A 24884-nucleotide genomic window follows, 5' to 3' on the forward strand; every position below is an offset into this window, starting at 1 on the left:
CATTGGAGTCACTATGAGCAGAAAATACTTTGGTACCGATGGTATCCGTGGTCGCGTTGGCCAGTTCCCCATCACCCCGGACTTCATGCTGAAACTCGGCTGGGCGGCGGGCATGGCCTTCCGCAAGCAGGGCAACTGCCGTGTGCTGGTCGGTAAGGACACGCGTATCTCGGGCTACATGTTCGAGTCCGCGCTGGAGGCCGGCCTGTCCGCGGCCGGCGCCGACGTGATGCTGCTCGGGCCGATGCCGACGCCTGCCATCGCCTACCTGACCCGTACCTTCCATGCCGAAGCCGGTATCGTCATCAGCGCCTCGCATAATCCGCATGATGACAACGGCATCAAGTTCTTCTCCGGCGCCGGTACCAAGCTGCCGGACGAAGTCGAGCTGATGATCGAGGAACTGCTCGACCAGCCGATGACCGTCGTCGAGTCCAGCAAGCTGGGCAAGGTTTCGCGTATCAACGACGCGGCGGGGCGCTATATCGAGTTCTGCAAGAGCAGCGTGCCCAGCAGCACCAGTTTCGATGGCCTCAAGATCGTCGTGGACTGCGCGCATGGTGCCACCTACAAGGTGGCGCCGAGCGTGTTCCGTGAGCTCGGTGCCGAAGTCACGGTGCTGCATGCGGCGCCAGACGGCCTGAACATCAACGAGGGCTGTGGTTCGACCCATATCGAGTCGCTGCAGGCCGCGGTGCTGGTCGGGCATGCGGACATCGGCATCGCCTTCGACGGCGACGGTGACCGTGTACTGATGGTCGACCATACCGGCACCATCGTCGACGGCGACGAGCTGCTGTTCATCATCGGCCGCGATCTGCAGGAGCGCGGCAAGCTGCAAGGCGGCGTGGTCGGTACGTTGATGAGCAACCTTGGCCTGGAGCTGGCGTTCAAGGAGCTTGATATTCCGTTCGTGCGCGCCAAGGTGGGTGACCGCTACGTGATGGCCGAGCTGCTCGAGCGCGAATGGCTGCTGGGTGGCGAGAATTCCGGGCATGTCGTCTGCGCCAGCCACACCACCACGGGCGATGCGATCATCGCCGCATTGCAGGTGCTGATGGCGCTCAAACGCCGTGGCGAGAACCTCGCCCAGGCCCGCCAGGCGGTGCGCAAATGCCCGCAGGTGCTGATCAACGTGCGTTTCGCCGCGGGCAAGAGCGATCCCCTGGAAAACCCGTTGGTCCAAGAGGCCAGCGCCAAGGCGACCGAGGCCATGGCGGGACGCGGCCGTGTGCTGTTGCGCAAGTCGGGTACCGAGCCATTGGTGCGGGTGATGGTCGAGGGTGACGACGAAACCCAGGTGCGCGGCCATGCCGAAGCCCTCGCCAAGCTCGTTGAAGAAGTTTGTGCCTGAAAGAGGCTTGCCAGCGCAGATCGGGTTGGGTAAGATCTGCGCCCACTTTGACCGACGAGGTAAAGCATGCGTCGCCCCATGGTAGCTGGTAACTGGAAGATGCACGGTACCCGCGCCAGCGTCGCTGAGCTGACTCAGGGGTTGGGCAAAATGCTCATTCCCGACGGTATCGAAGTCGCGGTGTTTCCACCGGCCCTGTTCATCAATGAAGTTGTTGATGGGCTGAAAGGCAAGGGGATCATCGTTGGAGCACAGAATTCTGCGGTACAGCCCGAACAGGGTGCGCTGACCGGTGAAGTTGCACCGAGTCAGTTGTCAGAAGTCGGTTGCAAGTTGGTGTTGATCGGCCATTCGGAACGTCGCCAGATTATCGGTGAAAGTGACGAAGTGCTGAATCAAAAGTTTGCAGCCGCACAGAAAAGTGGTTTGACGCCAGTGCTCTGTGTAGGGGAAACTCTCGCCGAGCGTGAAGCAGGCAAGACGCTCGAAGTTGTAGGGCGTCAACTAAGCAGTGTGATCGACGCGTTCGGTATCGCCGCTTTTGCCAATGCAGTAATTGCCTATGAGCCTGTGTGGGCCATTGGTACAGGTTTGACGGCCTCGCCCCAGCAAGCCCAGGATGTGCATGCAGCCATCCGCAAGCAGTTGGCGGAAAAGGACGCCGAAGTTGCCCGCAAGGTGCAGCTTCTCTACGGCGGCAGCGTGAAGGCGGCTAATGCGGCCGAACTGTTCGGCATGCCGGATATCGATGGGGGGCTCATTGGTGGAGCGTCCCTGAATGCAGACGAATTCGGTGCAATTTGTCGCGCCGCAGGAAACTGAAAAATGCTGGAAACAGTCGTAGTTGTTTTTCATCTGTTGGCAGCACTGTCACTGGTAGTCATGGTGTTGTTGCAGCAGGGTAAAGGTGCGGAAGCAGGTGCATCTTTCGGCGCAGGTGCTTCAAATACTGTGTTCGGAAGCCAAGGTTCCGCTACCTTTTTGAGTAAAGTTACTGCTATACTTGCCGCCACTTTCTTTTTGACTGCACTTGGGTTAGGATACTTCGCCAAGCAGCAAGCACACCAGCTGACTCAAGCTGGTCTGCCAGATCCAGCAGTGCTGGAAGTCAAAGAGCAAAAGCCGGCAGTCAATGATGATGTACCGGTGCTCCAGCAGCAGAAGAGCGAAACCACCAACTCTGGTGATGTACCTCCTCCAGCCAAAGAGCAGCAGTAACGGGTTTCAAATGTAGTATTGCCGAGGTGGTGGAATTGGTAGACACGCAACCTTGAGGTGGTTGTGCCCATAGGGTGTAGGGGTTCGAGTCCCCTTCTCGGTACCAATTGAAGCATGAGAGCCCGCTTTAGCGGGCTTTCTTGTAGGTGGAGGTCGGATTGACCCAGCAAAGGGTTCAGTCTTATACTTTCGCCCCAGCTTTGTCGCGGGGTGGAGCAGCTTGGTAGCTCGTCGGGCTCATAACCCGAAGGTCGTTGGTTCAAATCCAGCCCCCGCAACCAGCTTCAGCAGAGCCCCTTTTCAGGGGCTTTTTGCTAGCCGAACAGTTTTAGGCGTCGTTGTCCAACGGCGCTTTCAGGGATGGGCGCTTCGCCCATTTTTTATTTGCACAGCATGCACGAGGGGGTTCAGGTGTCGAGCAAGCTAGAACAGTTGCAGGCCTTGTTGGCCCCGGTTGTCGAGGGCCTGGGCTACCAATGCTGGGGGATCGAATACGTCTCCCAAGGCAAGCATTCGGTACTGCGTATCTATATCGACAAGGAAGGCGGCATCCTGGTGGAAGACTGCGAAGCCGTCAGCCGTCAGGCCAGCGCCATCCTCGATGTGGAAGATCCGATCAGCTCTGAATATACCCTTGAGGTGTCCTCTCCAGGCATGGACCGCCCGCTGTTCACCTTAGAACAGTTTGCAGCGCATGCCGGCGAGCAGGTGAAGATCAAGCTGCGTACGCCCTTCGAGGGCCGTCGTAACTTCCAGGGCCTTCTCCGCGGTGTGGAGGAACAGGATGTGGTGGTGCAGGTGGACCAGCACGAGTTCCTGTTGCCGATCGACTCGATCGACAAGGCCAATATTATTCCCAGTTTTGACTGAGACGTGCCGGGCCCGGCGGATGTTCCGGGGCCAATGGCTTGCGCAAGGCGAGGCGTACGATGAGCAAAGAAGTACTGCTGGTTGTTGAATCGGTATCCAACGAGAAAGGTGTACCGCCAGGCGTCATTTTCGAAGCGCTGGAAGTGGCTCTGGCCACTGCAACCAAAAAACGTTTTGAGGACGAAGTCGACCTGCGTGTGGAAATCAACCGCCACACCGGTAGCTACGAGACCTTCCGCCGCTGGACCGTGGTCGACGAAAACGACCTGGACGATCCGGCGATCGAGACCTGGCTGGAAAAGATCCAGGACACGCACCCGGATGCCAAGATCGGTGACGTGATCGAAGAGAAGATCGAGTCGATCGAGTTCGGTCGCATCGCCGCCCAGACCGCCAAGCAGGTCATCGTGCAGAAGGTCCGCGAGGCCGAGCGCGCCCAGGTGGTGGACGCCTACCGCGAACGCGTTGGCGAGATCATCTCCGGTACCGTCAAGAAGGTCACCCGCGACAACGTCATCGTCGACCTGGGCAACAATGCCGAGGCGCTGTTGGCGCGCGAAGACATCATTCCCCGTGAGACCTTCCGTGTCGGCGTGCGTCTGCGTGCGCTGCTCAAGGAAATCCGCACCGAGAACCGCGGCCCACAGCTGATCCTGTCGCGCACTGCGCCGCAGATGCTGATCGAGCTGTTCCGCATCGAAGTGCCGGAAATCGCCGAAGGCCTCATCGAAGTCATGGCCGCCTCCCGTGATCCGGGTTCGCGTGCCAAGATCGCCGTCCGCTCCAAGGACAAGCGCATCGACCCGCAGGGTGCCTGTATCGGCATGCGTGGTTCGCGCGTCCAGGCCGTATCCGGCGAGCTGGGTGGCGAGCGTGTGGATATCGTCCTCTGGGACGAGAACCCGGCGCAGTTCGTCATCAACGCCATGTCGCCGGCAGAGGTTGCCGCGATCATCGTTGACGAGGACGCCCATGCGATGGATATCGCCGTTGCCGAGGACAACCTGGCCCAGGCGATTGGCCGTGGTGGCCAGAACGTCCGCCTGGCCAGCCAGCTGACCGCCTGGACCCTGAACGTGATGACTGAGAAGGACATCCAGGCCAAGCAGCAAGCTGAAACCGGCGACATCCTGCGTAATTTTGTCGAGGAACTGGAAGTCGACGAGGAGCTGGCACAAGTGCTGGTCGACGAAGGCTTTACCAGCCTCGAAGAAATTGCCTACGTACCGTTGGAAGAAATGCTCAACATCGATGGCTTTGACGAGGAAATCGTCAATGAGCTCCGCGCTCGAGCCAAGGACCGTTTGTTGACCAAGGCCATCGCTACCGAAGAAAAACTGGCAGACGCCCATCCGGCCGAAGACCTGCTCTCCCTCGAGGGCATGGACAAGGACCTGGCGGCGGAACTGGCGGTGCGCGGCGTGGTTAACCGCGAAGACCTGGCCGAGCAGTCGATCGACGACCTGCTCGACATCGACGGCATCGACGAAGAGCGTGCCGGCAAGTTGATCATGGCCGCCCGAGCCCACTGGTTCGAGTAATTAGGCGCGGCCTGAGGAGAGAAGTGCATGACGCAAGTCACGGTGAAAGAACTGGCCCAAGAGGTCGAGGCACCGGTAGAGCGCCTGCTGCAGCAGATGCGTGAGGCAGGTCTGCCGCACACCGACGCCGGTCAGGTAGTGACCGACAATGAGAAGCAGACCCTGCTGACTCATTTGAAGAGCAGCCACAAGAGCAAGGCGGAAGAGCCGCGCAAGATTACCTTGCAGCGCAAGACCACCAGCACTCTGCGTGTCGCCGGTAGCAAGAGCATCAGCGTAGAAGTACGCAAGAAGAAAGTTTTCGTGCAGCGCAGCCCGGAAGAGATCCAGGCTGAGCAGAAACGCGAGCAGGAAGAGCGTCGCGCCGCGGAAAACGCCGCGCGCGAGAAGGTTGACGCCGAAGTTCGCCAGCGCAACGAGGAGCAGGCACGCCGTCAGGCCGCCGAGGCTCCGGCCGCCGCGCCAGCGCCCAAGGCCGAGCCGGCACCTGCCGTTGCCCCGGTAGTGGCCAACGCACCGGTGTCCGAAGACGCCGCTGCGCGTGCTGCCGAGCGCAAGAAGGACGAGACCCGTCGTAACGAAAGCCGCACCCGTGATGACGATCGTCGCGGTGGTGGCCAAGCTACCGCCGGCCGTGGCGAAGCGCCGCGCATGTCGGTCAAGGTCAAGGTCAAGGAGAAGGAAAAGGCTCCGACTCCGCGCGCCGCACCGCGTACCACCGATGAAGAAAGCGATGGTTTCCGTCGCCGCGGTGGCAAGGGTAAAGGCAAGAAGCGCAATGCGCATGGCTTCCAGAGCCCGACTGGCCCGGTTATCCGTGACGTGGCGATCGGCGAGACCATCACTGTCTCCGATCTGGCCAACCAGATGTCCGTCAAGGGCGCTGAAGTGGTCAAGTTCATGTTCAAGATGGGTACTCCGGTCACCATCAACCAGGTGCTCGACCAGGAAACCGCTCAGCTGGTAGCAGAAGAGCTGGGCCACAAGGTCACCCTGATCAGCGACACCGCCCTGGAAGACTCCCTGGCCGAATCGCTGAAGTTCGAAGGCGAGACCACTTCGCGTGCGCCGGTCGTGACCGTCATGGGCCACGTCGACCACGGCAAGACCTCGCTGCTCGACTACATCCGTCGTGCCAAGGTTGCTGCTGGCGAGGCCGGTGGTATCACCCAGCACATCGGTGCCTACCACGTCGAAACCGACCGTGGCATGGTTACCTTCCTCGACACCCCTGGCCACGCTGCGTTCACGCAAATGCGCGCCCGTGGTGCCAAGGCGACCGACATCGTCATCCTGGTAGTGGCGGCGGACGACGGCGTGATGCCACAGACCCGCGAAGCCGTGCAGCATGCCAAGGCAGCTGGCGTACCGCTGGTCGTTGCAGTGAACAAGATCGACAAGCCAGGCGCAGACCTCGATCGCATTCGCAACGAGCTGTCCGTCGAAGGCGTGACCTCCGAGGAGTGGGGTGGTGATACCCCGTTCGTCAAGGTTTCGGCGAAGATGGGTACCGGCGTCGACGAGTTGCTCGAAGCTGTCCTGCTGCAGGCCGAGATTCTCGAACTCAAGGCCACTCCGACCGCTCCAGGTCGTGGCGTGGTGGTCGAGTCGCGTCTGGACAAGGGCCGTGGCCCGGTGGCGACCATCCTGGTTCAGGACGGTACCCTGCGTCAGGGCGACATGGTCCTGGTCGGCTCCAACTATGGCCGCGTGCGTGCCATGCTCGACGAGAACGGCAAGCCTGTGAAGGAAGCCGGCCCGTCGATCCCGGTCGAGATCCTCGGCCTGGACGGTACGCCCGACGCCGGCGAAGAGATGTCGGTGGTTGCCGACGAGAAGAAAGCGCGTGAAGTTGCGCTGTTCCGTCAAGGCAAGTTCCGTGAGGTCAAGCTGGCCCGTGCTCACGCCGGCAAGCTGGAAAACATCTTCGAGACCATGGGTCAGGAAGAGAAGAAGACCCTCAACATCGTCCTCAAGACCGACGTGCGCGGCTCCCTCGAGGCGCTGCAAGGTTCCCTCGGCGGCCTGGGCAACGACGAAGTTCAGGTTCGCGTCATCGGTGGCGGCGTCGGTGGTATCACCGAAAGCGACGCCAACCTGGCGCTGGCGTCCAACGCTGTACTGTTCGGCTTCAACGTGCGTGCCGATGCCGGCGCGCGCAAGATCGTCGAGCAGGAAGGTCTGGATATGCGTTACTACAACGTGATCTACGACATCATCGAAGACGTCAAGAAAGCCCTGACCGGCATGCTCGGCAGCGATGTTCGCGAGAACATCCTGGGTGTCGCCGAAGTCCGTGACGTGTTCCGTTCGCCGAAGTTCGGCGCCGTCGCTGGCTGTATGGTCATCGAGGGTACCGTGTACCGCAACCGTCCGATCCGCGTTCTGCGCGACGACGTGGTGATCTTCGAAGGCGAGCTGGAATCGCTGCGTCGCTTCAAGGACGATGCGTCCGAAGTACGCAACGGCATGGAGTGCGGTATTGGCGTCAAGAGCTACAACGACGTCAAGGTCGGCGACAAGATCGAAGTGTTCGAGAAAGTCCAGGTGGCTCGTACCCTGTAAGGGCCGAGCGTGGTGCAGGCCCCGCCCCAGGGCGGTTGCCTGAACCTCTGAAGGTAGCGCCCGGTCAGGCTTCGAGCTTGACCGGGCGTTTGCCGCTTTAAGATACAGGTAGCAAGAATGGCAAAAGAATACAGCCGTACCCAACGTATCGGTGATCAGATGCAGCGTGAGCTTGCCGAGCTGATCCGCCGTGAAGTCAAAGACCCGCGTGTCGGCCTGGTGACCATCACCGCCGTCGACGTCAGCCGTGACCTGGGCCATGCCAAGGTGTTCATCACCGTCATGGGCGAAGAAACCCCGGACGCGGTCAAGCAGTCGCTCAAGGCCTTGAACAGCGCCGCCAGCTTCCTGCGTCTGCACCTGGGCCGCTCGATGCAGCTGCGCAGCGTGCCGCAGCTGCACTTCCACTTCGATGAAAGCGTCAGCCGCGGTGTGCATCTGTCGGCGCTGATCGAACGTGCGGTGGCCGAAGACCGCCAGCACCAGGATGCCGACGCGCCGGACACCAAGGAGTAAGTGGTGGCCCAGGTCAAACGTATCCGCCGCAACGTCAGCGGCATCATCCTGCTCGACAAGCCGCTGGGGTTCACCTCCAACGCTGCCCTGCAGAAGGTCCGCTGGCTGCTCAACGCCGAGAAGGCCGGCCACACCGGCAGCCTCGATCCGCTGGCCACCGGCGTGCTGCCGCTGTGCTTCGGCGAGGCCACCAAGTTCTCGCAGTACCTGCTCGACTCCGACAAGGGCTACGAGACGGTGATGCAGATGGGCCAGACCACCACCACCGGGGACGCCGAAGGCGAAGTGCTGAAGACCCGCGACGTGACCGTTGGTCGCGCCGACATCGAGGCGGTCATCCCGCGTTTTCGCGGTGAAATCCAGCAGGTGCCGCCGATGTACTCGGCCCTCAAGCGCGACGGCCAGCCGCTGTACAAACTGGCGCGCGCAGGAGAGGTAGTGGAGCGCGAGGCGCGTTCTGTTACTATTGGCCGGTTGGACCTGCTGGAGTGCGAAGGCACCCGGGCACGCCTGTCGGTTGGCTGCAGCAAGGGCACCTATATCCGCACCCTGGTGGAGGATATGGGCGAGGCGTTGGGCTGTGGTGCCTACGTCGCCGAGCTGCGCCGCACCCAGGCCGGCCCCTTCGAGCTGGCCCAGACCGTCACGCTCGAAGAGCTGGAACAGGCTCACGCCGAAGGTGGCAACGAAGCGCTCGATCGCTTCCTGATGCCCTCGGACAGCGGCTTGCAGGACTGGCCATTGGTGGTATTGTCCGAGCACAGCGCGTTCTATTGGCTACATGGCCAGGCAGTACGTGCGCCGGACGCGCCACAATTCGGCATGGTCCGCGTACAGGATCACAATGCCCGCTTCATCGGTATCGGTGAGGTGAGCGAAGACGGGCGCATTGCGCCGCGTCGACTGATTCGGTCGGAATGACCGATACCACAGGGTGAGGTCAACGCTTTGCCCTGCGGATTCGAGGATGGCTGTCAGTAGGCACGGTCATTACTCTTTTTATTAATACAGGGATCCAGTCCCTGGCCTATTGGACCCCGCTTGCGGGATCCGTTTATCAGGAGAAGCCAAATGGCCCTCAGCGTCGAAGAAAAAGCTCAGATCGTTGCAGACTATCAGCAAGCCGCCGGCGACACCGGTAGCCCGGAAGTACAGGTTGCCCTGCTGACCTTCAACATCAACAAGCTGCAAGGCCACTTCAAGGCCAACGAAAAAGACCACCACTCCCGTCGTGGTCTGATCCGTATGGTCAACCAGCGTCGTAAGCTGCTGGATTACCTGAAGGGCAAAGACACCACTCGTTACAGCGCCCTGATCGGTCGCCTGGGCCTGCGTCGCTAATAGCGGCCTGGCCAGTGGTGTTGCATGGTGTGTCGCATTCTTCGGCTACGCTGCCTGTCAGCGTCGCCGTTGGACACGCCGCGCGATCTGCGAGGTTGGCAGCCTGGTGTGCCGAGCGGTTTATCCGCCCGGCGCCAGGCTCCCAGCCTCGTGTTGTATCTGGACGGTCAATGGGGCCGATTCCCCGTTCTGCCCAAGAATTCGCAAGAACCAGTTCCCCCAAGAGCCACTGAAAAAGGTAGGAAACCGTGAACCCGGTAATCAAGCAATTCCAGTTCGGTCAATCGACCGTTACCCTCGAAACGGGCCGCATTGCCCGTCAGGCCACCGGCGCCGTGCTGGTCACCGTCGACAACGATGTCACCGTGCTGGTGACCGTGGTCGGTGCCAAGCATGCCGACCCGAGCAAGGGCTTCTTCCCGCTCTCCGTGCATTACCAGGAAAAGACCTACGCCGCTGGCAAGATCCCAGGTGGTTTCTTCAAGCGTGAAGGCCGCCCATCCGAAAAAGAAACCCTGACTTCGCGCCTGATCGACCGCCCGATCCGCCCGCTGTTCCCTGAAGGTTTCATGAACGAAGTGCAGGTTGTCTGCACCGTGGTTTCCACCAGCAAGAAGACCGATCCGGACATCGCCGCGATGATCGGTACCTCGGCTGCCCTGGCCATCTCGGGCATTCCGTTCGAAGGCCCGATCGGCGCCGCCCGCGTTGCCTTCCACGAAAGCACCGGCTACCTGCTGAACCCGACCTACGAGCAGCAGGCCGCTTCGAGCCTGGACATGGTCGTTGCCGGTACCGAGTCGGCCGTCCTGATGGTTGAATCGGAAGCCAAAGAGCTGACCGAAGACCAGATGCTGGGCGCAGTGCTGTTCGCCCACGACGAATTCCAGGCCGTGATCAAGGCTGTCAAAGAGCTGGCTGCCGAAGCCGCCAAGCCTACCTGGGACTGGAAACCTGCCGTTGCCAACACCGAGCTGTTCAACGCCATCCGCGCCGAGTTCGGCGAAGCGGTGTCGCAGGGCTACACCATCACCGTCAAGGCCGACCGCTATGCGCGCCTGGGCGAGCTGCGCGATCAGGCGATCGCCAAGTTCTCCGGTGAAGAAGGCCAGCCATCGGCTGGCGAAGTGAAAGAAATCTTCGGCGAGATCGAATACCGCACCGTTCGCGAAAACATCGTCAACGGCAAGCCACGTATCGACGGTCGCGACACCAAGACCGTGCGCCCGCTGAACATCGAAGTCGGCGTTCTGCCGAAGACCCACGGTTCGGCCCTGTTCACCCGTGGCGAAACCCAGGCCCTGGTCGTCGCGACCCTGGGTACCGCCCGTGACGCCCAGCTGCTGGACACCCTCGAAGGCGAGAAGAAAGACCCCTTCATGCTGCACTACAACTTCCCGCCGTTCTCGGTAGGTGAGTGTGGTCGCATGGGCGGTGCTGGCCGTCGTGAAATCGGCCACGGCCGTCTGGCCCGTCGTTCGGTACAGGCCATGCTGCCGGCCGCCGACGTGTTCCCGTACACCATCCGCGTGGTATCGGAAATCACCGAGTCCAACGGCTCCAGCTCCATGGCTTCGGTCTGCGGTGCCTCCCTGGCGCTGATGGACGCCGGCGTGCCGATGAAGGCGCCGGTTGCCGGTATCGCCATGGGCCTGGTCAAGGAAGGCGAGAAGTTCGCCGTACTGACCGACATCCTGGGTGACGAAGACCACCTCGGCGACATGGACTTCAAGGTAGCCGGTACCGCCAAAGGCGTCACCGCGCTGCAGATGGACATCAAGATCAACGGCATCACCGAAGAGATCATGGAAATCGCCCTGGGCCAGGCCCTGGAAGCGCGCCTGAACATCCTCGGCCAGATGAACCAGATCATCGGCGAGTCGCGCACCGAGCTGTCGGCCAACGCACCGACCATGATCGCGATGAAGATCGACACCGACAAGATCCGTGACGTCATCGGCAAAGGCGGCGCTACCATCCGCGCCATCTGCGAAGAGACCAAGGCTTCGATCGACATCGAAGACGACGGCTCGATCAAGATCTTCGGCGAAACCAAGGAAGCCGCGGACGCTGCCAAGCAGCGCATCCTGGGCATCACCGCCGAAGCCGAGATCGGCAAGATCTACGTCGGCAAGGTCGAGCGTATCGTCGACTTCGGTGCCTTCGTCAACATCCTGCCGGGCAAGGACGGCCTGGTGCACATCTCCATGCTGAGCGATGCTCGCGTCGAGAAGGTCACCGACGTGCTGAAGGAAGGCCAGGAAGTCGAAGTACTGGTACTGGACGTGGACAACCGCGGCCGTATCAAGCTGTCGATCAAGGACGTTGCCGCTGCCAAGGCATCGGGCGTCTAAGCCTTTCGAGGCTGAAAGGAGGACCCTTCGGGGTCCTTTTTTTATGCCTGCCGCAAAATAGTGGAGAGCATGCATCTTGCACGTGGCTTTTTCCCCGGGATTGCAAAATGCACGGTACGGGCTTCTGATTGCTTTTCTTAACTTATTGATTTCAAAGGTTTTATTTGGCGTGCAAAACCTGGCACAGCCCCTGCAACTACCTTACTACCTTACGCCAGGAACCAAGGCGCAGACCTTTCGAAAAAACAGGAGTGACCCACATGAAGAAGTTCGCCATTGCTGCCGCTACTGCTACCGCTCTGACCCTGACCATGGCTAACGCGGCTTTCGCTGCCCAGCCCACCCAGGCCCCGATGACGCTTGCGGCCGGTGAGGTGACCAAAGCCAAGGAAGCCACTTCCGACACCTGGATCACCACCAAGGTGAAGGCTGACCTGATGACCGAGAAAGGCGTGCCAGGCAGTGACATCAAGGTCGAAACCAACAAAGGCGTAGTGTCCCTGTCTTCGGACGTGGCCATTACCGATGCACAGAAAGACATGGCGGTTGCCATCGCCAAGAAGATCAAAGGCGTACAGGCCGTCTCGGCTGATGGCCTGAAAGCCGAATAAGGATTGTCCCGTCGGCCAAAAGGATTTGGCCACCCCTTCAAGCAAAAGCCCCGGCCATCGCCGGGGCTTTTCTATTGGCTACAGGAAGGTGGCTTCAGCTCACCGGGTTTCGGGTAATCACATCGCTCTCGAAGCACACCTGCTCTTCAATCAGCGGCTCCACCAGGGGGCGGCTGTCGCGAAAATGCGCGGTCCGGGTATGCGCCTCGTACGCCTCATCGTCCCGGTAGATCTCGTACAGGTAGATGACATCGGCATTCTCCCGGTCCTGCGAGACATCGAATACCAGGCAACCCGGCTCGGTGGCGACCGATGCCGCGGCGTTGGCGTTGATGGCTGCCAGGAAGGCATCGGCGGTACCGGGTTTCACGCGGGTCTTGATAAATAGGCAGTACACATGACGTTCCTTTTGTTTTAAATTCTATTGTGAATTGTATACAAAAAAGGAGCCGCGCTCATGTCCGATCTACCTGCCCGCCCAGGCCGTCTCAATGGCCTGCGGCACATCGCCCTGCTGGTCCCCAACCTGGAGGAGTGCGAGCGCTTCTACGTGGATGTGCTGGGCATGCAGGTGCTCAACCGTGCCAACGAAGACCTGGTCTACCTCACCTGCGGCAACGACAACCTGTCGCTCGGGCGCGGCGCAGGCGCGGCCAACGGCCTGCAGACCCTGGATCACTATGGCTTCATCGTCGACAGCGTGGAGGAACTGGAAGCCTGGTACCAGTACTTCATGGCCCATGGCGTGACGCTGCTGGATCGCCCGTTCAATCACGGCGATGGCGCGCGCAGCTTCCATTTGCTGGATCCGGCGGGGAACAAGGTGCAGCCGCTGTATCACCCGGCGGTATCGGGGCAACGGCTGGTCTGATGGTATTGATTGCCGCCCTCATCGCCGGCTTGCCGGCGATGAGGGCGACTCGGTCGAGAGGGTTTACTCGGCATCCAGGTGCATCGGCGTCACCACGCGGCCATCGCTTTCAGCCTGGCCGAGGTTGGTGTCGATGAAGTACACCCGGTCATCTTCCAGCTGGCCCTTGTCCACCAGGTAGTCCTTGATGCTGCTGGCCCGCTCCTGGCCCAGGTTGCGCAGCAACACGGCGCTTTCCGCCCAAGACTTGATGACCGCCTCGCGCAGCTTGGCACTGCGCTCGTCACGGCCCAGGTCCTTCCAGTCAGCCGGAGGCTGCTGTTTCAGGCGGGTGCGGTAGATGCCCTCGAGCATCGCCGGCTTGTCGCTGTCGTCCACTACCAGCAACGAAGCATTGGCCGGTACCTTGTCGCCCCGACGCTGGAGGATCTTGTACCAGGTGGCCTGGTACTCACGCTCCAGGCGCTGCTGGGCGATCAGCGGGCCGTCACTGCTCTGGGCCGCCGTGCCTTCGATTTCCAGGCGCAGCTCGGGGCGTGCCTTGAGGGCCGAGGCGAGCTTGTCGAGAGACGACTGCACCTCGGGCGTCAGGTCGCTCGAGCCAGCGGCGAAAGACACGTTGCCGAGATCTTCCGCGCCACCCCCCGAGACCAGCCCGCCGAGCAGCTTGAACGGCGCCTGCGCTGCGCGCAGCACCAGGTTGCGCAAGGTCTGCCAGACGATCGGCATCACGCTGAACTGGGGGTTGTTGAGGTCGCCCGACACCGGCAGCTCGATGGAGATCTTGCCCTCGGTGTCCTTGAGCAGGGCCACCGCCAGGCGGATCGGCAGGTCGACGGCGTCCGGGCTGTCGACCTTCTCGCCCAGCTGCAGTTGCTCGATCACCACCTTGTTCTCGGCCTTGAGCTGGCCGTTGGTGATCAGGTAATGCAGGTCGAGGTTCAACCGGCCCTTGCGGATGCGCATACCGGCGAACTTGCCGGAGTAGGGCGTCAGGGTGGTCAGCTCGACACGCTTGAAGCTGGTGGCGATGTCGAGGCTGGCCAACGGGTTGAACGGGTTGAGCGCGCCCTTGATGGTCACAGGCGCGTAACGGTCCACCTTGCCTTTGATATCGACCTTGGCCGGTAGCGGCTTGCGGTTGTCGATGGTGCCGATCTGGCCGTTGAGCTGCTGTACGGCGGTGGCGAAGTTAGGCGTCAGGGTCAGGTCGGCGAAGTTGGCCGAGCCGTCGTTGATGCTGATCTGGCCGATGTGGATACCCAGCTCCTTGCCGCTGCCGGCAGCGGCGGGCTTGCTCGGGGCCGTGGCAGGCTTGTCGGCGGGTTGCGGGATCAGCAGGTCGTCGACGTTGGTGGTGCGGTCTTCGTTGATGATGAAGCGTGCGTAGGGTTGCAGCAGGGTGACCTTGTCGATCGACAGGGCATCGCCGTGCACGTACGACAGGCCATCGACGTTGACCTGCTGCCATTTGACGAAGTCGCGGTTCTTGATGGTGTCCAGGGTGTGCAACTGGTTGGCCTGGGCCTTGCCGCTGATGCTGAAGGCCAAGGGCTCGGTGCTCTTGAGGTCGACCTTGAGGTCGCTGGAGAGCATGCCGCTGCGCAGTTCCAGGCGGATGAACGGGCTGATGTAAGCCTGGGCCACCCGCAGGTCGATATCTCGGGTGGCAACGTCGAGTTTCGCCGTGACCGGCGCCAGGTTGACCTGGCCCGCGGCCTGCAGCTTGCCCTGCTTGCCCACGCCGGTGTCGAGCTTGAGGGTGAAGGGCGACTGGTTGAGGCTGTCGAAGTTCTGCAGGTCGAGGTTGAGCGGGCCGACATCCAGGGCCACGGGCTCTTTCTGGCTACGATCGGCCAGGTGGACCATGTAGTTGCGCGCCTGCACGTCCTTGAGCAGGACCTGCCAGGGTTTGCTCGGCTCTTTGGCGGCCTGTTGTTCCGGGGTCGGTTCGGCGGCGGCGGGCTCGGCCTTTTCCTTTGGCGTGGCCTTGGCCGGCTGGCTGGCGAACAGCTTCTGCCAGTCGAGCTGGCCGTCCTTCTCCAGTGCCGCCCAGGTTTCCAGCTTGTCGCTGCGGATCTTGCCGACGGTGACCAGCTGCTTGGCCAGGTCGATGGAGGTCTCGCTCACCTCAAGGCTGGCCAGGCGCGCCAGTGGGCGACCGTCCGGGGCCTTGATGGCGAAGGGCGCGATCCGCACCGAGGTGTTGTCGAGCAGCAGCTCGGTTTCCTTGGAAAGGTTGAGCTTGTAGTGGGTGTCGAGGCTGACCATGCCGTCTTCCAGCACCAGCGGCACGGCGTCGCGCACATAAGGCCAGAACAGCTTCATCTTGCCGTCGGTGACTTTGAGGGTGCCCTCGGAGGCGATCGGCGCCAGGCTCAGGGTGCCGCTCCAGTCGATACGCCCACCCGCCGGGCCGTTGGCCACCAGAGTCATGTCGGCGTTGTCGTCGGGGAGGGTGCTGAGGTTCTTCAGCTCCAGGTTCATCGAGTCGTAGAGAAACTCGATCGGTTCGCTCGGGCGCAGGTCCTGGAAGTGCAGGTAGCCCTCGCTGAGCTTGATGCTGGCGATGCGCAGCGGGAACGGGTCGCTTGGCGGTTCCTCGGCCTTGGGCTCGCTGGGCGGGAGCTTGAACAGCTGGGCCAGGTTGAGGCTGCCGTCCTTGGCGAACAGCAGCTCGGTACGCGGCTTGTCCAGCTCCACCGCGTCGAGGCGCAGGGCCTTGGTCCACAGGCTGTCGAGGGACAGGTTGGCGTAGAGGCGCTCGAAGCCGACCTGCTCCTTGCCGGGCTCGCCGATCTGCAGGCCCCACAGGGTCAGCTCAAGGCTGAACGGGTTGAGCTCGATGCGCTGCAGGTGCGCCGGCACCGTGGCGTACTGCGCCAGTTGCTGGTTGGCGATGCGCAGGGCGATGCCGGGGAGAATGAAAAAGCCGAGCAGGCTGTACAGGGCCACGAGGGCCACGAGTGCGCCGAGGGCGCGGGTCAATCCTTTGGGCATGTGTCGCTTCGTCTGTATCAGGCTGGAGTGCTTGGAGTATGGCACGTTAAATCGGTTCCGATGAGGCGACCAAAATACCTCATTCGACGCCCATGCGCCGCCTGGCGCGCTGCGCCGAGCCATTGCGCATGGCCCAACGCAGCACCGGCGCGGTATTGCTCAGGCCCAGGCGGATCATGCGTCGCTCGACCGCGCCCTGGTGCAGGCCGAGCATTGTGCTGGCCCAGTCTGGCAGCAGGTCGATGCCGGCCTTGAGCATCAGCTTGCCTACCGGTTCGGCCAGGCGGCTGGGGGCCGGGGCCTTGAGCAGGATATCGATCACCTCGAGGCTACGCGCATCGCACTGCAATTGCGGGCGCATGCGCTGCAGGTAGGCATCCACCTCGGCACAGGAGCGGGGCACGTCGCGCGCGCCCAGGCGCTCGGCGATCAGGGCGATCTCGTTGTAGTAGGCGTCCTGCGCGCTACGTGGCAGATCAGGATTGCGGTAGCGCAGGTGGGCGGCGAGGAAGCTGCTGACTTCGGCCACATGCACCCAGGTCAGCAGGTCGGGGTCGCTGGCGGCGTAGGGGCGGCCATCGGCCGCGGTGCCGATCACCTTGAGGTGGATGGTGCGGACCTTGTCGATCAGCCACTCGGCGTCACGGGTCGAACCGAAGGTGGTCCCGGAGATGAACTGGCTGGTGCGGCGCAGGCGGCCGAGCAGGTCCTGGCGAAAGTTCGAATGGTCCCACACCCCGGCCAGAGCCAGAGGATGCAGCAGTTGCAGCATCAGCGCGCTGATCCCACCCACGAGCATGCTGGGAAAATCACCATGCACCTGCCAACTGATGCTCTGTGGGCCGAACAGGCCGGGATCGCCTTTGGGCGACTCCAGGTCGAGCTGGCCGAGGGCCAGCCCGGTGAGGCTCATGACTTGGGTTTCGATGCGGCGACGCAAGGCTTCCATGGCGACCTGTGCTGGCCGCCATGGCGGCCGTCTATGGGGTTGGGCGATTGTCGTCCAGTCGGGCACTGCCCGGGCTGGTGGGCGCGTGCGTTTCGAACGCGCCGCCCTGCACATGATAAACCGTGGGCTCCTCGGAAAAATATGGTGTCAGGTGGGCCATGAAGACCTGGTGGTCTTCACTGGCCTCGAAACCCGGCGCGTGGTCCTCGAGTGTTCGCCATTGCACGATCAGGTTGAATTGATGGGGGCTCTCGATCCCTTGCGCGAGCATATGGCTGACGTGACCCTTGGCGCGGCTGAGCAACGGGGCGACCTCGGCGAATGCGTGCGTGAAGGTGTCGATGTGGGCCGGGCGAATGGGGAGCAGGGCAATTTCGTAGATCATGGCGGTCCTTGAAGTCGAGAAGGGTGGCAGGTGCTTCAAGCGCTGGCGGGATCGGCCGTGGGCGCGACCGCAATGGCGATCTTCCCTTGCAGGCCATTGTTGGCGCTTTGCAGCCGGGCATGGGCGAGGGGAACCTCAGCGAGGGTGTAGACGGCGCCCACGTGTGGCTTCAGTTGCCCGCGCTCGACCAGCGCGCTCAGCTCGTCGAGCTTGCCGCGGTGCTGTCGGGTGAAGACGAAGTGGTAACTCGCGTTCTTGCCCCAGGCCTGAATGAGGTTCTGCGGTTGCGCGATGTCCACGATCGACACCACGCGCCCCAGTTGCGCCAGGACGTCCGGGCTGCGTGCCAGGGTATCGCCACCGATGGTATCGAACACCACGTCGACGCCTTGGCCCGCTGTTTCCCGCAGGACGACATCGACATAATCCTGTTGCTCATAGTCGATGACCACGTCCGCGCCCATTTGCCGCACGAATTCGGCATTGGCCTCGCGCACGGTGGTGAACACCTTGGCGCCCATGGCCTTGGCCAGCTGGATCGCCACGTGGCCGACACCGCCGGCGCCGCCGTGAATCAGAATGCGCTCGCCCACCCTGAGCGCCGCACGCACCACGAGGGCCTCCCAGGCCGTGCCGCCGACCAGGCTCAGGCTGGCGGCCTCCAGATGGCTCAGTGACGGCGGCTTCAGGCCGATGATGCCTTCGGCGGCGACGTGGTACTCGGCATAGCTGCCCGCCCCGTCGAAGATCTGCGGTGTGTACCACACCTCGTCGCCCGGCCTGAACGCAGTCACGCCCGGCCCGACGGCTTCGACGACGCCGGAAACGTCGTGCCCGGTAATGGCCGGGAGGGGCACCAGGTCTGGGTAGTCGCCACGCCGAACCTGGTAATCCAGGGGGTTGATGGAGGTGGCGTGCACCCGGACCAGCACCTGTCCGGCCTGCGGCACCGGTTTGGCGACATCGCGATAGGCGAATGCGTCCGGGCCGCCAAAGGAATCCAGTATCAACGCTTTCATGGTGTTTCCTCGCTTCGATAAAAAGGGATATCGGGAAATATCGATGTATTAGGTGGAATGAAATTGCTGTTCTGTTCATTGGCACCTGTCAGATGCCGTAGTTGATTTCTCCTTGGATTCGGTAAAACGGGATATCGGGAAAAGTCGATGTATCGGGATAAAAGCAAAACCTACAACTCACTCCCGATCAGCTCGGCGAGCGCGCTGATGGCTGCTTCATTGCGCTTGTAATAGGTCCATTGGCCAATACGGCGGACCTCGACCAGGCCTGCACGCTGCAGGGTGGCCAGGTAGTCGGACACCGTCGACTGCGACAGCCCCACGCCTTCCTGGATGCTGCTCACACACACGCCCACGGTATGAACGTCACCTTCGTCCTGGGGAGGAAAGTGTTTCACCGGGTCTTTCAGGCCTTTGAGGATCTCGAGACGGGTACGGTTCGAGAGTGCCTTGAATATGTCGAGCAGTTCCATGGCGCGATAATATCGGGATTTACCGATATGTCAATGCGGTAAACGATGATCGGGGCGGCGCTGGCCGCCCCGAGGGTTCTACTGGTTGAGGCGCTTGTCGATCAGGCCCTGGACCACGCTCGGGTCGGCGAGGGTGGACGTATCCCCCAGGTTGTCCAGCTCGTTGCAGGCGATCTTGCGCAGGATACGCCGCATGATCTTGCCCGAGCGGGTCTTGGGCAAGGCGGGCGCCCACTGGATCAGCTCGGGCTTGGCGAAGCTGCCGATTTCCTTGCTGACCAGGGCCAGCAGTTCGGCCTTGAGCGCGTCGTCCGGTTCTATGCCGTTCATGGGGGTGACAAAGGCATAGACGCCCTGGCCTTTGAGGTCATGGGGATAACCGACCACCGCGGCTTCGGCGATGCTGTCGTGCAGTACCAGCGCGCTCTCCACCTCGGCGGTGCCGATGCGGTGGCCGGACACATTGATCACATCGTCGACGCGCCCGGTGATCCAGTAGTCGCCATCGGCATCGCGGCGGGCACCGTCGCCGGTGAAGTAATAGCCGGGCATGGGCTTGAAGTAGGTGTCGACCATGCGCTGGTGATCGCCGTAGACGCTGCGGATCTGCCCGGGCCAACTGGCCTTGATCGCCAGCAGGCCGGCGCCTGGCCCCTCGATGAGCTTGCCCTTTTCATCCAGCAACACCGGCTGCACGCCGAACATTGGTTGGGTGGCGCAACCGGGCTTGAGCCTTTGCGTGCCGGGAAGGGGCGTGAGCATGACGCCGCCGGTCTCGGTCTGCCACCAGGTGTCGACGATGGGGCAGCGTTTCTGCCCGACCGCCTCGAAGTACCATTCCCAGGCCTCCGGGTTGATCGGCTCGCCGACGCTGCCGAGCAGCCGCAGGCTCTTGCGCGAGGTACTCTGCAGAGGGGCTGAGCCCTCGCGCATCAGGGCCCGCAGCGCGGTGGGCGCGGTGTAGAAGATGTTCACCTGGTGCTTGTCCACCACCTGCCAGAAGCGCGAGGTGTCGGGGTAGTTGGGCACGCCCTCGAACATCAGCGAGATCGCGCCGTTGGCCAGCGGGCCGTAGACGATATAGCTGTGACCGGTGACCCAGCCGACGTCGGCGGTGCACCAGAACACCTCGCCGTCGCGGTAGTCGAACACCACCTTGAAGGTCATCGAGGCCTGCAGCAGGTACCCGGCGGTGCTGTGCAGCACGCCCTTGGGTTTGCCGGTGCTGCCGGAGGTGTAGAGGATGAACAGCGGGTCCTCGGCGCCCATCGGTTCGGGTGGGCAGTCGTCAGCGGCCTTTGCCGTCGCTTCGTGGTACCAGAGGTCACGGCCTTCGCTCCAGCTCACATCGCCGCCGGTGCGCCTGACCACGAGCACGCTGCTGACGGCTGGGCAGCTTGCCAGCGCCTGGTCGACGTTCTGCTTGAGCGGTATACGCTTGCCGCCGCGCACCCCTTCGTCGGCAGTGATCACGGTGCGGCAGTCGGCGTCGAGGATGCGGTCGCGCAGGGCATCGGGGGAGAAGCCGCCAAACACCACCGAGTGGATGGCGCCGATGCGTGTGCAGGCGAGCATCGCGTAGGCGGCCTCGGGGATCATCGGCATGTAGATGCACACCCGGTCGCCTTTCTTCACGCCCCGGGCTTTCAGGGCATTGGCCAGCCGGCACACCTGGCGGTGCAGCTCGCGGTAGCTGATGGCCTTGCTGTCCTTGGGATCGTCGCCCTCCCACAGCAGGGCGGTCTGTTCGCCACGCGTGGCCAGGTGGCGATCGATGCAGTTATGGCTGACGTTCAGCTGGGCGCCGTCGAACCAGCGCGCCGTGCCGGTCTTCAGGTCGCATTGCTGCACGCTCGACCAGGGCTTGATCCAGTCCAGGCGTTTGGCCTGCTCGGCCCAGAAGGTGTCGGGGTCGTCCACCGACTGGCGGTACAGGCGTCGGTAGTCGTCGTCGGTGAGGGTGGCGGCCTGGCTGACGGCCAGCGCCTCGGGATAGTCGCGGATATCGAACATGGCGGGTGGTCCTGCTCTTGTTAGGGGCGAGGGACTGCAACGGCTATTCGATGGACAGTGTAGAAGGTGGGGGTGTTCCCGTGCGCAAAGCATCGCGGGGCAAGCCGCATCGGCGCACCGATGCGAGTTGCCCCGCGATTGACGGCTACAGGTCGATCAGCCGCGGTGACGGCCGCGGAAGTAGTTGATCAGGCCTTGGGTCGAGCCATCTTCGGCGCTGTCTTCCTGGGCGCCGACCAGGCGCTGGTACACGCCCTTGCCGAGTTCCTTGCCCAGCTCCACGCCCCACTGGTCGAAGGCGTTGATGCCCCAGACCACGCTCTGCACGAACACCTTGTGCTCGTACATCGCCACCAGCGCGCCAAGGCGACGCGGGCTGATGCGCTCGACCACCAGGGTGTTGCTCGGGCGGTTGCCCGGGATCACCTTGTGCGGCGCCAGCTTGGCGATGTCGTCCTGGTTCAGGCCCTTGGCGCGCAGTTCGGCCTCGGCTTCCTCGCGGGTCTTGCCGAGCATCAGTGCCTGGCTCTGCGACAGGCAGTTGGCGTACAGCCACTGGTGATGGTCGGCCACCGGGTTGAAGCTCACCACCGGGACGATGAAATCGGCCGGGATCAGCTGGGTGCCCTGGTGCAGCAACTGGTGGTAGGCGTGCTGGCCGTTGCAGCCGACGCCGCCCCAGATCACCGGGCCGGTTTCGGTCTGCACCGGCGTGCCATCGGTCAGCACGCTCTTGCCGTTGGACTCCATGTCCAGCTGCTGCAGGTGCTTGGTGATGTTGCGCAGGTAGTGGTCGTACGGCAGGATCGCGTGGCTGCGGGCGCCCCAGAAGTTGCCGTACCACACGCCGAGCAGGGCCAGCAGCACCGGCATGTTCTTCTCGAACGGCGCGGTCTGGAAGTGCTGGTCCATGGTGTAGGCACCGGACAGCAGCTCCTTGAAGTTGGCGGTGCCGATGGCCAGGGCGATCGGCAGGCCGATGGCCGACCACAGCGAGTAACGCCCGCCGACCCAGTCCCACATCGGGAAGATGTTCTCTTCGCGGATGCCGAAGGCCACGGCTGCGGCCCTGTTGCTCGACACGGCGATGAAGTGGCGGTACAGCTCGGCCTCGGAACCGCCCTGGGCCAGGTACCAGGTACGCGCGGCCATGGCGTTCTTCAGGGTTTCGAGGGTGTTGAACGACTTCGACGACACGATGAACAGGGTGGTCTCGGCGCGCAGGTTGGCCGACAGTTCATGGAACTCGCTGCCGTCGATGTTCGCCAGGTAGTGGCAGCGCACGCCGCGCTGGGCGTAGGGCAGCAGTGCCTCGGAGACCAGCTCCGGGCCCAGGAACGAGCCGCCGATGCCGATGTTGACCACGTCGGTGATCGGCTTTTCGCTGTAGCCGCGCCACAGGCCGTCGTGGATGCGCCCGACCAGTTCGGTGATCTGGTTGAGCACCTTGTGCACTTCGGGCATCACGTTGACGCCGTTCACACTGAGCTTGTCGCCGACCGGGCGGCGCAGGGCGGTGTGCAGCACCGGGCGGCCTTCGGAGGCGTTGATGATCTCGCCGCTGAACATCGACTTGATGGCCGCTTCCAGGTCGACTTCCTTGGCCAGGTTCACCAGCAGGTCTCGGGTCTGCTCGGTGATCAGGTTCTTCGAGTAGTCGAGAAACAGGCCGCAGCTGCTCAAGGAGAATTGATCGAAGCGCTTGCCGTCGGCGGCGAAGGCTTCGCGCATGCTGAAGCCCTGCATGGCGTCGCGGTGTTGCTGGAGCGCCTGCCAGGCGGGCAGCGCCGTCACATCGTGGGGGGTACGGTAATACGCCATTGCGGGTGGTTTCCTTGTTGCATGGTCAGGCTTGGACAGCGGCAGTCATTGCCGGTTGCAAGCTGGACATTATAGGCATTGGCGCCAAGGCGGGAATGGGGGGAGGCGGGCGGCGCGGATTAAAATTGTCACCGGCCTGATACCCAAGGCACGCGTGGGGCGGCGTTGAGCCGCTCCCACGCGTCGAGCTCAGGCGCTCTGCTCTTCGAGGTGCAGATAGAGATTGTCGATCAGCCGGGTGTTACCCAGATAAGCCGCGGCGATCACTACCAGGTCACGGTCATCGACTTGTGCCGGGCGCAGGCTGACGGCGTGGCGCACCTCCAGGTAGTCCTTGCGGAACCCTGCGGCTTCGAGTTGCGCCTGGCCCTCGGCGATCAGCGCCGCGTAGTCGCGCTGGCCTCGGCGCAGGGCCTCGGCCATGCCACCCAGCACACGGTACAGCGCCGGCGCGACGGCACGCTGCTCTGGCGTCAGGTAGCCATTGCGCGAGGACAGCGCCAAGCCATCCTCGGCGCGCACAGTCGGCTCGCCGATGATCTGGATCGGCATGTTCAAGTCGCGGACCATGGCGCGGATCACCGCCAGTTGCTGGAAATCCTTCTCGCCGAACACGGCCAGGTCCGGCTGGACCATGTTGAACAGCTTGCTGACCACGGTCGCAACGCCCTCGAAGTGGCCAGGACGGCTGGCGCCGCACAGCCCTTCGGACAGTTGCGGCACGCTGACGCGGGTCTGCACGGTCATGCCGTCGGGGTACATCTCCTCGACGGTAGGGGCAAACAGCAGGTGGCAGCCGGCCTGAAGCAGTTTCTCCTGGTCGGCGGCGAGGGTGCGCGGGTACTTGTCCAGGTCTTCGCCGGCGCCGAACTGCAGCGGGTTGACGAAGATGCTGGCGACCACGAAGTCGGCGCGCTGGGCGGCCTTGGTCACCAGGGCGGCGTGGCCGCTGTGCAGGTTGCCCATGGTCGGCACGAAGGCGATGCGCTTGCCCTCGCCGCGGGCGCGGGCCACGGCGGCGCGCAGCTCACGGACGGTCTTGACGGTATTCATGCGCTGAACCCATGTTCGCTGCCGGGGAAGCTGACTTCCTTGACCGCGCGGACATAGGCGGCCAGGGCGCTCTGGATGTCCGGCTGGCCGGCCATGAAGTTCTTCACGAACTTCGGCACGCGGCCGCTCAGCGACAGCCCGAGCATGTCGTGCAGCACCAGCACCTGGCCATCGGTGGCACTGCCGGCACCGATGCCGATCACCGGAATGCTCACGGCCTGGGAGATTTCCGCGGCCAGCTCGCTGGGCACGCACTCGAGCAGCAGCATGGCCGCGCCGGCCTGCTCCAGGGCGATGGCATCGGCGCGCATCTGCCGCGCCTGGGCTTCCTGGCGCCCCTGGACCTTGTAGCCGCCCAGCACGTTGACCGTCTGCGGGGTCAGGCCCATGTGCGCGCACACCGGCACGCCGCGTTCGGCCAGCAGGCGGATGGTCTCGCCGAGCCAGGCGGCGCCTTCGATCTTGAGCATGTGGGCGCCGGCGCGCATCAGTTCGGCGGCATTGGCGAAAGCCAGCTCGGGGGTGGCGTGGGCCATGAACGGCAGGTCGGCGAGGATCAACGCGCCATCGTTGCCGCGTTTGACGCAGGCGGTGTGATAGGCCATGTCGCGGTTGGTGACGGGCAGGGTGCTGTCATGGCCCTGCAGGACCATGCCCAGGGAGTCGCCCACCAGCAGCACTTCCACGCCGGCCTGGCTGGCTGCCTTGGCGAAGGTCGCGTCATAGCAGGTCAGCATGGTGATTTTTTCACCCTTGGCCTTCAGGCCATGCAGGGTGGTCAGGGTTACTTCAGGCATGTAGGGGAATCCTCGTTCAGGCGCTGTGAACAACAACTGCGTACAACGCGTGTATTCATCTTCCGGAGCGGCACATCATCGTCTGTGATGTTCGGGCACAGGTCCGTCCGGGCCTAAATGGGTGATTGCGGCA

At 62.9% G+C, this 24884-nt stretch carries 22 protein-coding genes and 2 tRNA genes; 14 read left to right on the top strand and 10 right to left on the bottom strand.

Annotated elements, in window-relative coordinates; all coding sequences use genetic code 11:
* Positions 1-13 precede the first annotated feature (13 nt).
* The 13 genes from glmM (at position 14) to ABZO33_RS22445 (ending at position 12370) form a co-directional block, all read left to right on the top strand.
* The gene (gene glmM, locus ABZO33_RS22385; RefSeq protein WP_414537819.1) at positions 14-1354 is read left to right on the top strand and encodes a phosphoglucosamine mutase; all 1341 of its coding nucleotides are present in this window, start codon (positions 14-16) and stop codon (positions 1352-1354) included.
* Positions 1355-1420: 66 nt separating this feature from the next.
* Complete coding sequence (tpiA, locus tag ABZO33_RS22390; protein ID WP_139673714.1) at positions 1421-2176, top strand: triose-phosphate isomerase; 756 nt, start codon at positions 1421-1423, stop codon at positions 2174-2176.
* A gap of 3 nt (positions 2177-2179) precedes the next feature.
* Complete coding sequence (secG, locus tag ABZO33_RS22395) at positions 2180-2572, top strand: preprotein translocase subunit SecG (RefSeq protein WP_046854066.1); 393 nt, start codon at positions 2180-2182, stop codon at positions 2570-2572.
* A 20-nt stretch (positions 2573-2592) separates the two neighbouring features.
* Positions 2593-2678: transfer RNA gene (locus ABZO33_RS22400), tRNA-Leu, on the top strand.
* Positions 2679-2776: 98 nt separating this feature from the next.
* Positions 2777-2853 (top strand) — tRNA-Met (locus ABZO33_RS22405).
* A 130-nt stretch (positions 2854-2983) separates the two neighbouring features.
* Positions 2984-3442 (top strand): ribosome maturation factor RimP, encoded by a 459-nt coding sequence (rimP, locus tag ABZO33_RS22410; RefSeq protein ID WP_038707604.1) that lies wholly within the window; start codon positions 2984-2986, stop codon positions 3440-3442.
* 59 nt (positions 3443-3501) lie between these two features.
* A complete protein-coding gene (gene nusA, locus ABZO33_RS22415; RefSeq protein WP_038706865.1) occupies positions 3502-4983 on the top strand; it encodes a transcription termination factor NusA in 1482 nt (493 codons plus the stop codon).
* A 27-nt stretch (positions 4984-5010) separates the two neighbouring features.
* Complete coding sequence (infB, locus tag ABZO33_RS22420; RefSeq protein WP_414537820.1) at positions 5011-7548, top strand: translation initiation factor IF-2; 2538 nt, start codon at positions 5011-5013, stop codon at positions 7546-7548.
* A 117-nt stretch (positions 7549-7665) separates the two neighbouring features.
* Positions 7666-8064, top strand: a complete 399-nt coding sequence (rbfA, locus tag ABZO33_RS22425; protein WP_023629337.1) for a 30S ribosome-binding factor RbfA — start codon at positions 7666-7668, stop codon at positions 8062-8064.
* Between the two features lie 3 nt (positions 8065-8067).
* Positions 8068-8985, top strand: a complete 918-nt coding sequence (truB, locus tag ABZO33_RS22430; RefSeq protein WP_046854068.1) for a tRNA pseudouridine(55) synthase TruB — start codon at positions 8068-8070, stop codon at positions 8983-8985.
* A 150-nt stretch (positions 8986-9135) separates the two neighbouring features.
* The gene (rpsO, locus tag ABZO33_RS22435; RefSeq protein ID WP_023629335.1) at positions 9136-9405 is read left to right on the top strand and encodes a 30S ribosomal protein S15; all 270 of its coding nucleotides are present in this window, start codon (positions 9136-9138) and stop codon (positions 9403-9405) included.
* Positions 9406-9653: 248 nt separating this feature from the next.
* Complete coding sequence (gene pnp, locus ABZO33_RS22440; protein WP_414537821.1) at positions 9654-11759, top strand: polyribonucleotide nucleotidyltransferase; 2106 nt, start codon at positions 9654-9656, stop codon at positions 11757-11759.
* Between the two features lie 260 nt (positions 11760-12019).
* Positions 12020-12370: a BON domain-containing protein gene (locus ABZO33_RS22445; protein ID WP_414537822.1), complete on the top strand. Its 351-nt coding sequence runs from the start codon at positions 12020-12022 to the stop codon at positions 12368-12370.
* A 94-nt stretch (positions 12371-12464) separates the two neighbouring features.
* On the opposite strand, the gene ABZO33_RS22450 is transcribed toward ABZO33_RS22445, so the two are convergent.
* Positions 12465-12767, bottom strand: coding sequence for a putative quinol monooxygenase (locus tag ABZO33_RS22450; protein ID WP_414537823.1), 303 nt, complete (start codon positions 12765-12767; stop codon positions 12465-12467).
* Between the two features lie 60 nt (positions 12768-12827).
* Here ABZO33_RS22450 and ABZO33_RS22455 point away from each other — a divergent pair, with 60 nt between their 5' ends.
* Entirely contained in the window at positions 12828-13241 is a 414-nt protein-coding gene (locus tag ABZO33_RS22455; RefSeq protein WP_414537824.1) for a VOC family protein, read from the top strand.
* A 63-nt stretch (positions 13242-13304) separates the two neighbouring features.
* On the opposite strand, the gene ABZO33_RS22460 is transcribed toward ABZO33_RS22455, so the two are convergent.
* The 9 genes from ABZO33_RS22460 to panB form a co-directional block, all read right to left on the bottom strand.
* Entirely contained in the window at positions 13305-16241 is a 2937-nt protein-coding gene (locus ABZO33_RS22460; RefSeq protein ID WP_414537825.1) for a DUF748 domain-containing protein, read from the bottom strand.
* A gap of 79 nt (positions 16242-16320) precedes the next feature.
* Positions 16321-17190: an oxygenase MpaB family protein gene (locus ABZO33_RS22465; RefSeq protein WP_414537826.1), complete on the bottom strand. Its 870-nt coding sequence runs from the start codon at positions 17188-17190 to the stop codon at positions 16321-16323.
* 31 nt (positions 17191-17221) lie between these two features.
* On the bottom strand, positions 17222-17575 hold the full coding sequence (locus ABZO33_RS22470; RefSeq protein WP_414537827.1) for an antibiotic biosynthesis monooxygenase family protein: 354 nt from the start codon (positions 17573-17575) through the stop codon (positions 17222-17224).
* A 35-nt stretch (positions 17576-17610) separates the two neighbouring features.
* On the bottom strand, positions 17611-18594 hold the full coding sequence (locus tag ABZO33_RS22475; RefSeq protein ID WP_414537828.1) for a zinc-dependent alcohol dehydrogenase family protein: 984 nt from the start codon (positions 18592-18594) through the stop codon (positions 17611-17613).
* 170 nt (positions 18595-18764) lie between these two features.
* A complete protein-coding gene (locus tag ABZO33_RS22480) occupies positions 18765-19067 on the bottom strand; it encodes an ArsR/SmtB family transcription factor (protein ID WP_023631021.1) in 303 nt (100 codons plus the stop codon).
* Between the two features lie 78 nt (positions 19068-19145).
* Entirely contained in the window at positions 19146-21080 is a 1935-nt protein-coding gene (gene acs / locus ABZO33_RS22485; protein WP_414537829.1) for an acetate--CoA ligase, read from the bottom strand.
* Between the two features lie 156 nt (positions 21081-21236).
* Complete coding sequence (pgi, locus tag ABZO33_RS22490) at positions 21237-22901, bottom strand: glucose-6-phosphate isomerase (protein ID WP_414537830.1); 1665 nt, start codon at positions 22899-22901, stop codon at positions 21237-21239.
* 189 nt (positions 22902-23090) lie between these two features.
* Positions 23091-23954, bottom strand: coding sequence for a pantoate--beta-alanine ligase (panC, locus tag ABZO33_RS22495; protein WP_414537831.1), 864 nt, complete (start codon positions 23952-23954; stop codon positions 23091-23093).
* Positions 23951-24751 carry a 3-methyl-2-oxobutanoate hydroxymethyltransferase gene (gene panB, locus ABZO33_RS22500; protein WP_414537832.1) on the bottom strand — a complete coding sequence of 267 codons (801 nt, stop codon included), beginning with the start codon at positions 24749-24751 and terminating at the stop codon, positions 23951-23953. Before panB ends, panC begins: the two co-directional genes overlap by 4 nt.
* Between the last annotated feature and the right edge of the window lie 133 nt (positions 24752-24884).

This window comes from Pseudomonas sp. CAM1A (assembly GCF_047501685.1).
Lineage (GTDB): Bacteria > Pseudomonadota > Gammaproteobacteria > Pseudomonadales > Pseudomonadaceae > Aquipseudomonas.

What these genes read in the sequence shown, in the direction of transcription:
- infB (WP_414537820.1), top strand. Translation starts at nt 5,011, where the DNA reads ATGACGCAAGTCACGGTGAAAGAACTGGCCCAAGAGGTCGAGGCACCG.
- tpiA (WP_139673714.1), top strand. Translation starts at nt 1,421, where the DNA reads ATGCGTCGCCCCATGGTAGCTGGTAACTGGAAGATGCACGGTACCCGC.
- secG (WP_046854066.1), top strand. Translation starts at nt 2,180, where the DNA reads ATGCTGGAAACAGTCGTAGTTGTTTTTCATCTGTTGGCAGCACTGTCA.
- nusA (WP_038706865.1), top strand. Translation starts at nt 3,502, where the DNA reads ATGAGCAAAGAAGTACTGCTGGTTGTTGAATCGGTATCCAACGAGAAA.
- ABZO33_RS22455 (WP_414537824.1), top strand. Translation starts at nt 12,828, where the DNA reads ATGTCCGATCTACCTGCCCGCCCAGGCCGTCTCAATGGCCTGCGGCAC.
- glmM (WP_414537819.1), top strand. Translation starts at nt 14, where the DNA reads ATGAGCAGAAAATACTTTGGTACCGATGGTATCCGTGGTCGCGTTGGC.
- ABZO33_RS22465 (WP_414537826.1), bottom strand. Translation starts at nt 17,190, where the DNA reads ATGGAAGCCTTGCGTCGCCGCATCGAAACCCAAGTCATGAGCCTCACC.
- rpsO (WP_023629335.1), top strand. Translation starts at nt 9,136, where the DNA reads ATGGCCCTCAGCGTCGAAGAAAAAGCTCAGATCGTTGCAGACTATCAG.
- rbfA (WP_023629337.1), top strand. Translation starts at nt 7,666, where the DNA reads ATGGCAAAAGAATACAGCCGTACCCAACGTATCGGTGATCAGATGCAG.
- ABZO33_RS22480 (WP_023631021.1), bottom strand. Translation starts at nt 19,067, where the DNA reads ATGGAACTGCTCGACATATTCAAGGCACTCTCGAACCGTACCCGTCTC.
- panC (WP_414537831.1), bottom strand. Translation starts at nt 23,954, where the DNA reads ATGAATACCGTCAAGACCGTCCGTGAGCTGCGCGCCGCCGTGGCCCGC.
- ABZO33_RS22460 (WP_414537825.1), bottom strand. Translation starts at nt 16,241, where the DNA reads ATGCCCAAAGGATTGACCCGCGCCCTCGGCGCACTCGTGGCCCTCGTG.
- ABZO33_RS22470 (WP_414537827.1), bottom strand. Translation starts at nt 17,575, where the DNA reads ATGATCTACGAAATTGCCCTGCTCCCCATTCGCCCGGCCCACATCGAC.
- ABZO33_RS22445 (WP_414537822.1), top strand. Translation starts at nt 12,020, where the DNA reads ATGAAGAAGTTCGCCATTGCTGCCGCTACTGCTACCGCTCTGACCCTG.
- acs (WP_414537829.1), bottom strand. Translation starts at nt 21,080, where the DNA reads ATGTTCGATATCCGCGACTATCCCGAGGCGCTGGCCGTCAGCCAGGCC.
- pgi (WP_414537830.1), bottom strand. Translation starts at nt 22,901, where the DNA reads ATGGCGTATTACCGTACCCCCCACGATGTGACGGCGCTGCCCGCCTGG.
- ABZO33_RS22475 (WP_414537828.1), bottom strand. Translation starts at nt 18,594, where the DNA reads ATGAAAGCGTTGATACTGGATTCCTTTGGCGGCCCGGACGCATTCGCC.
- panB (WP_414537832.1), bottom strand. Translation starts at nt 24,751, where the DNA reads ATGCCTGAAGTAACCCTGACCACCCTGCATGGCCTGAAGGCCAAGGGT.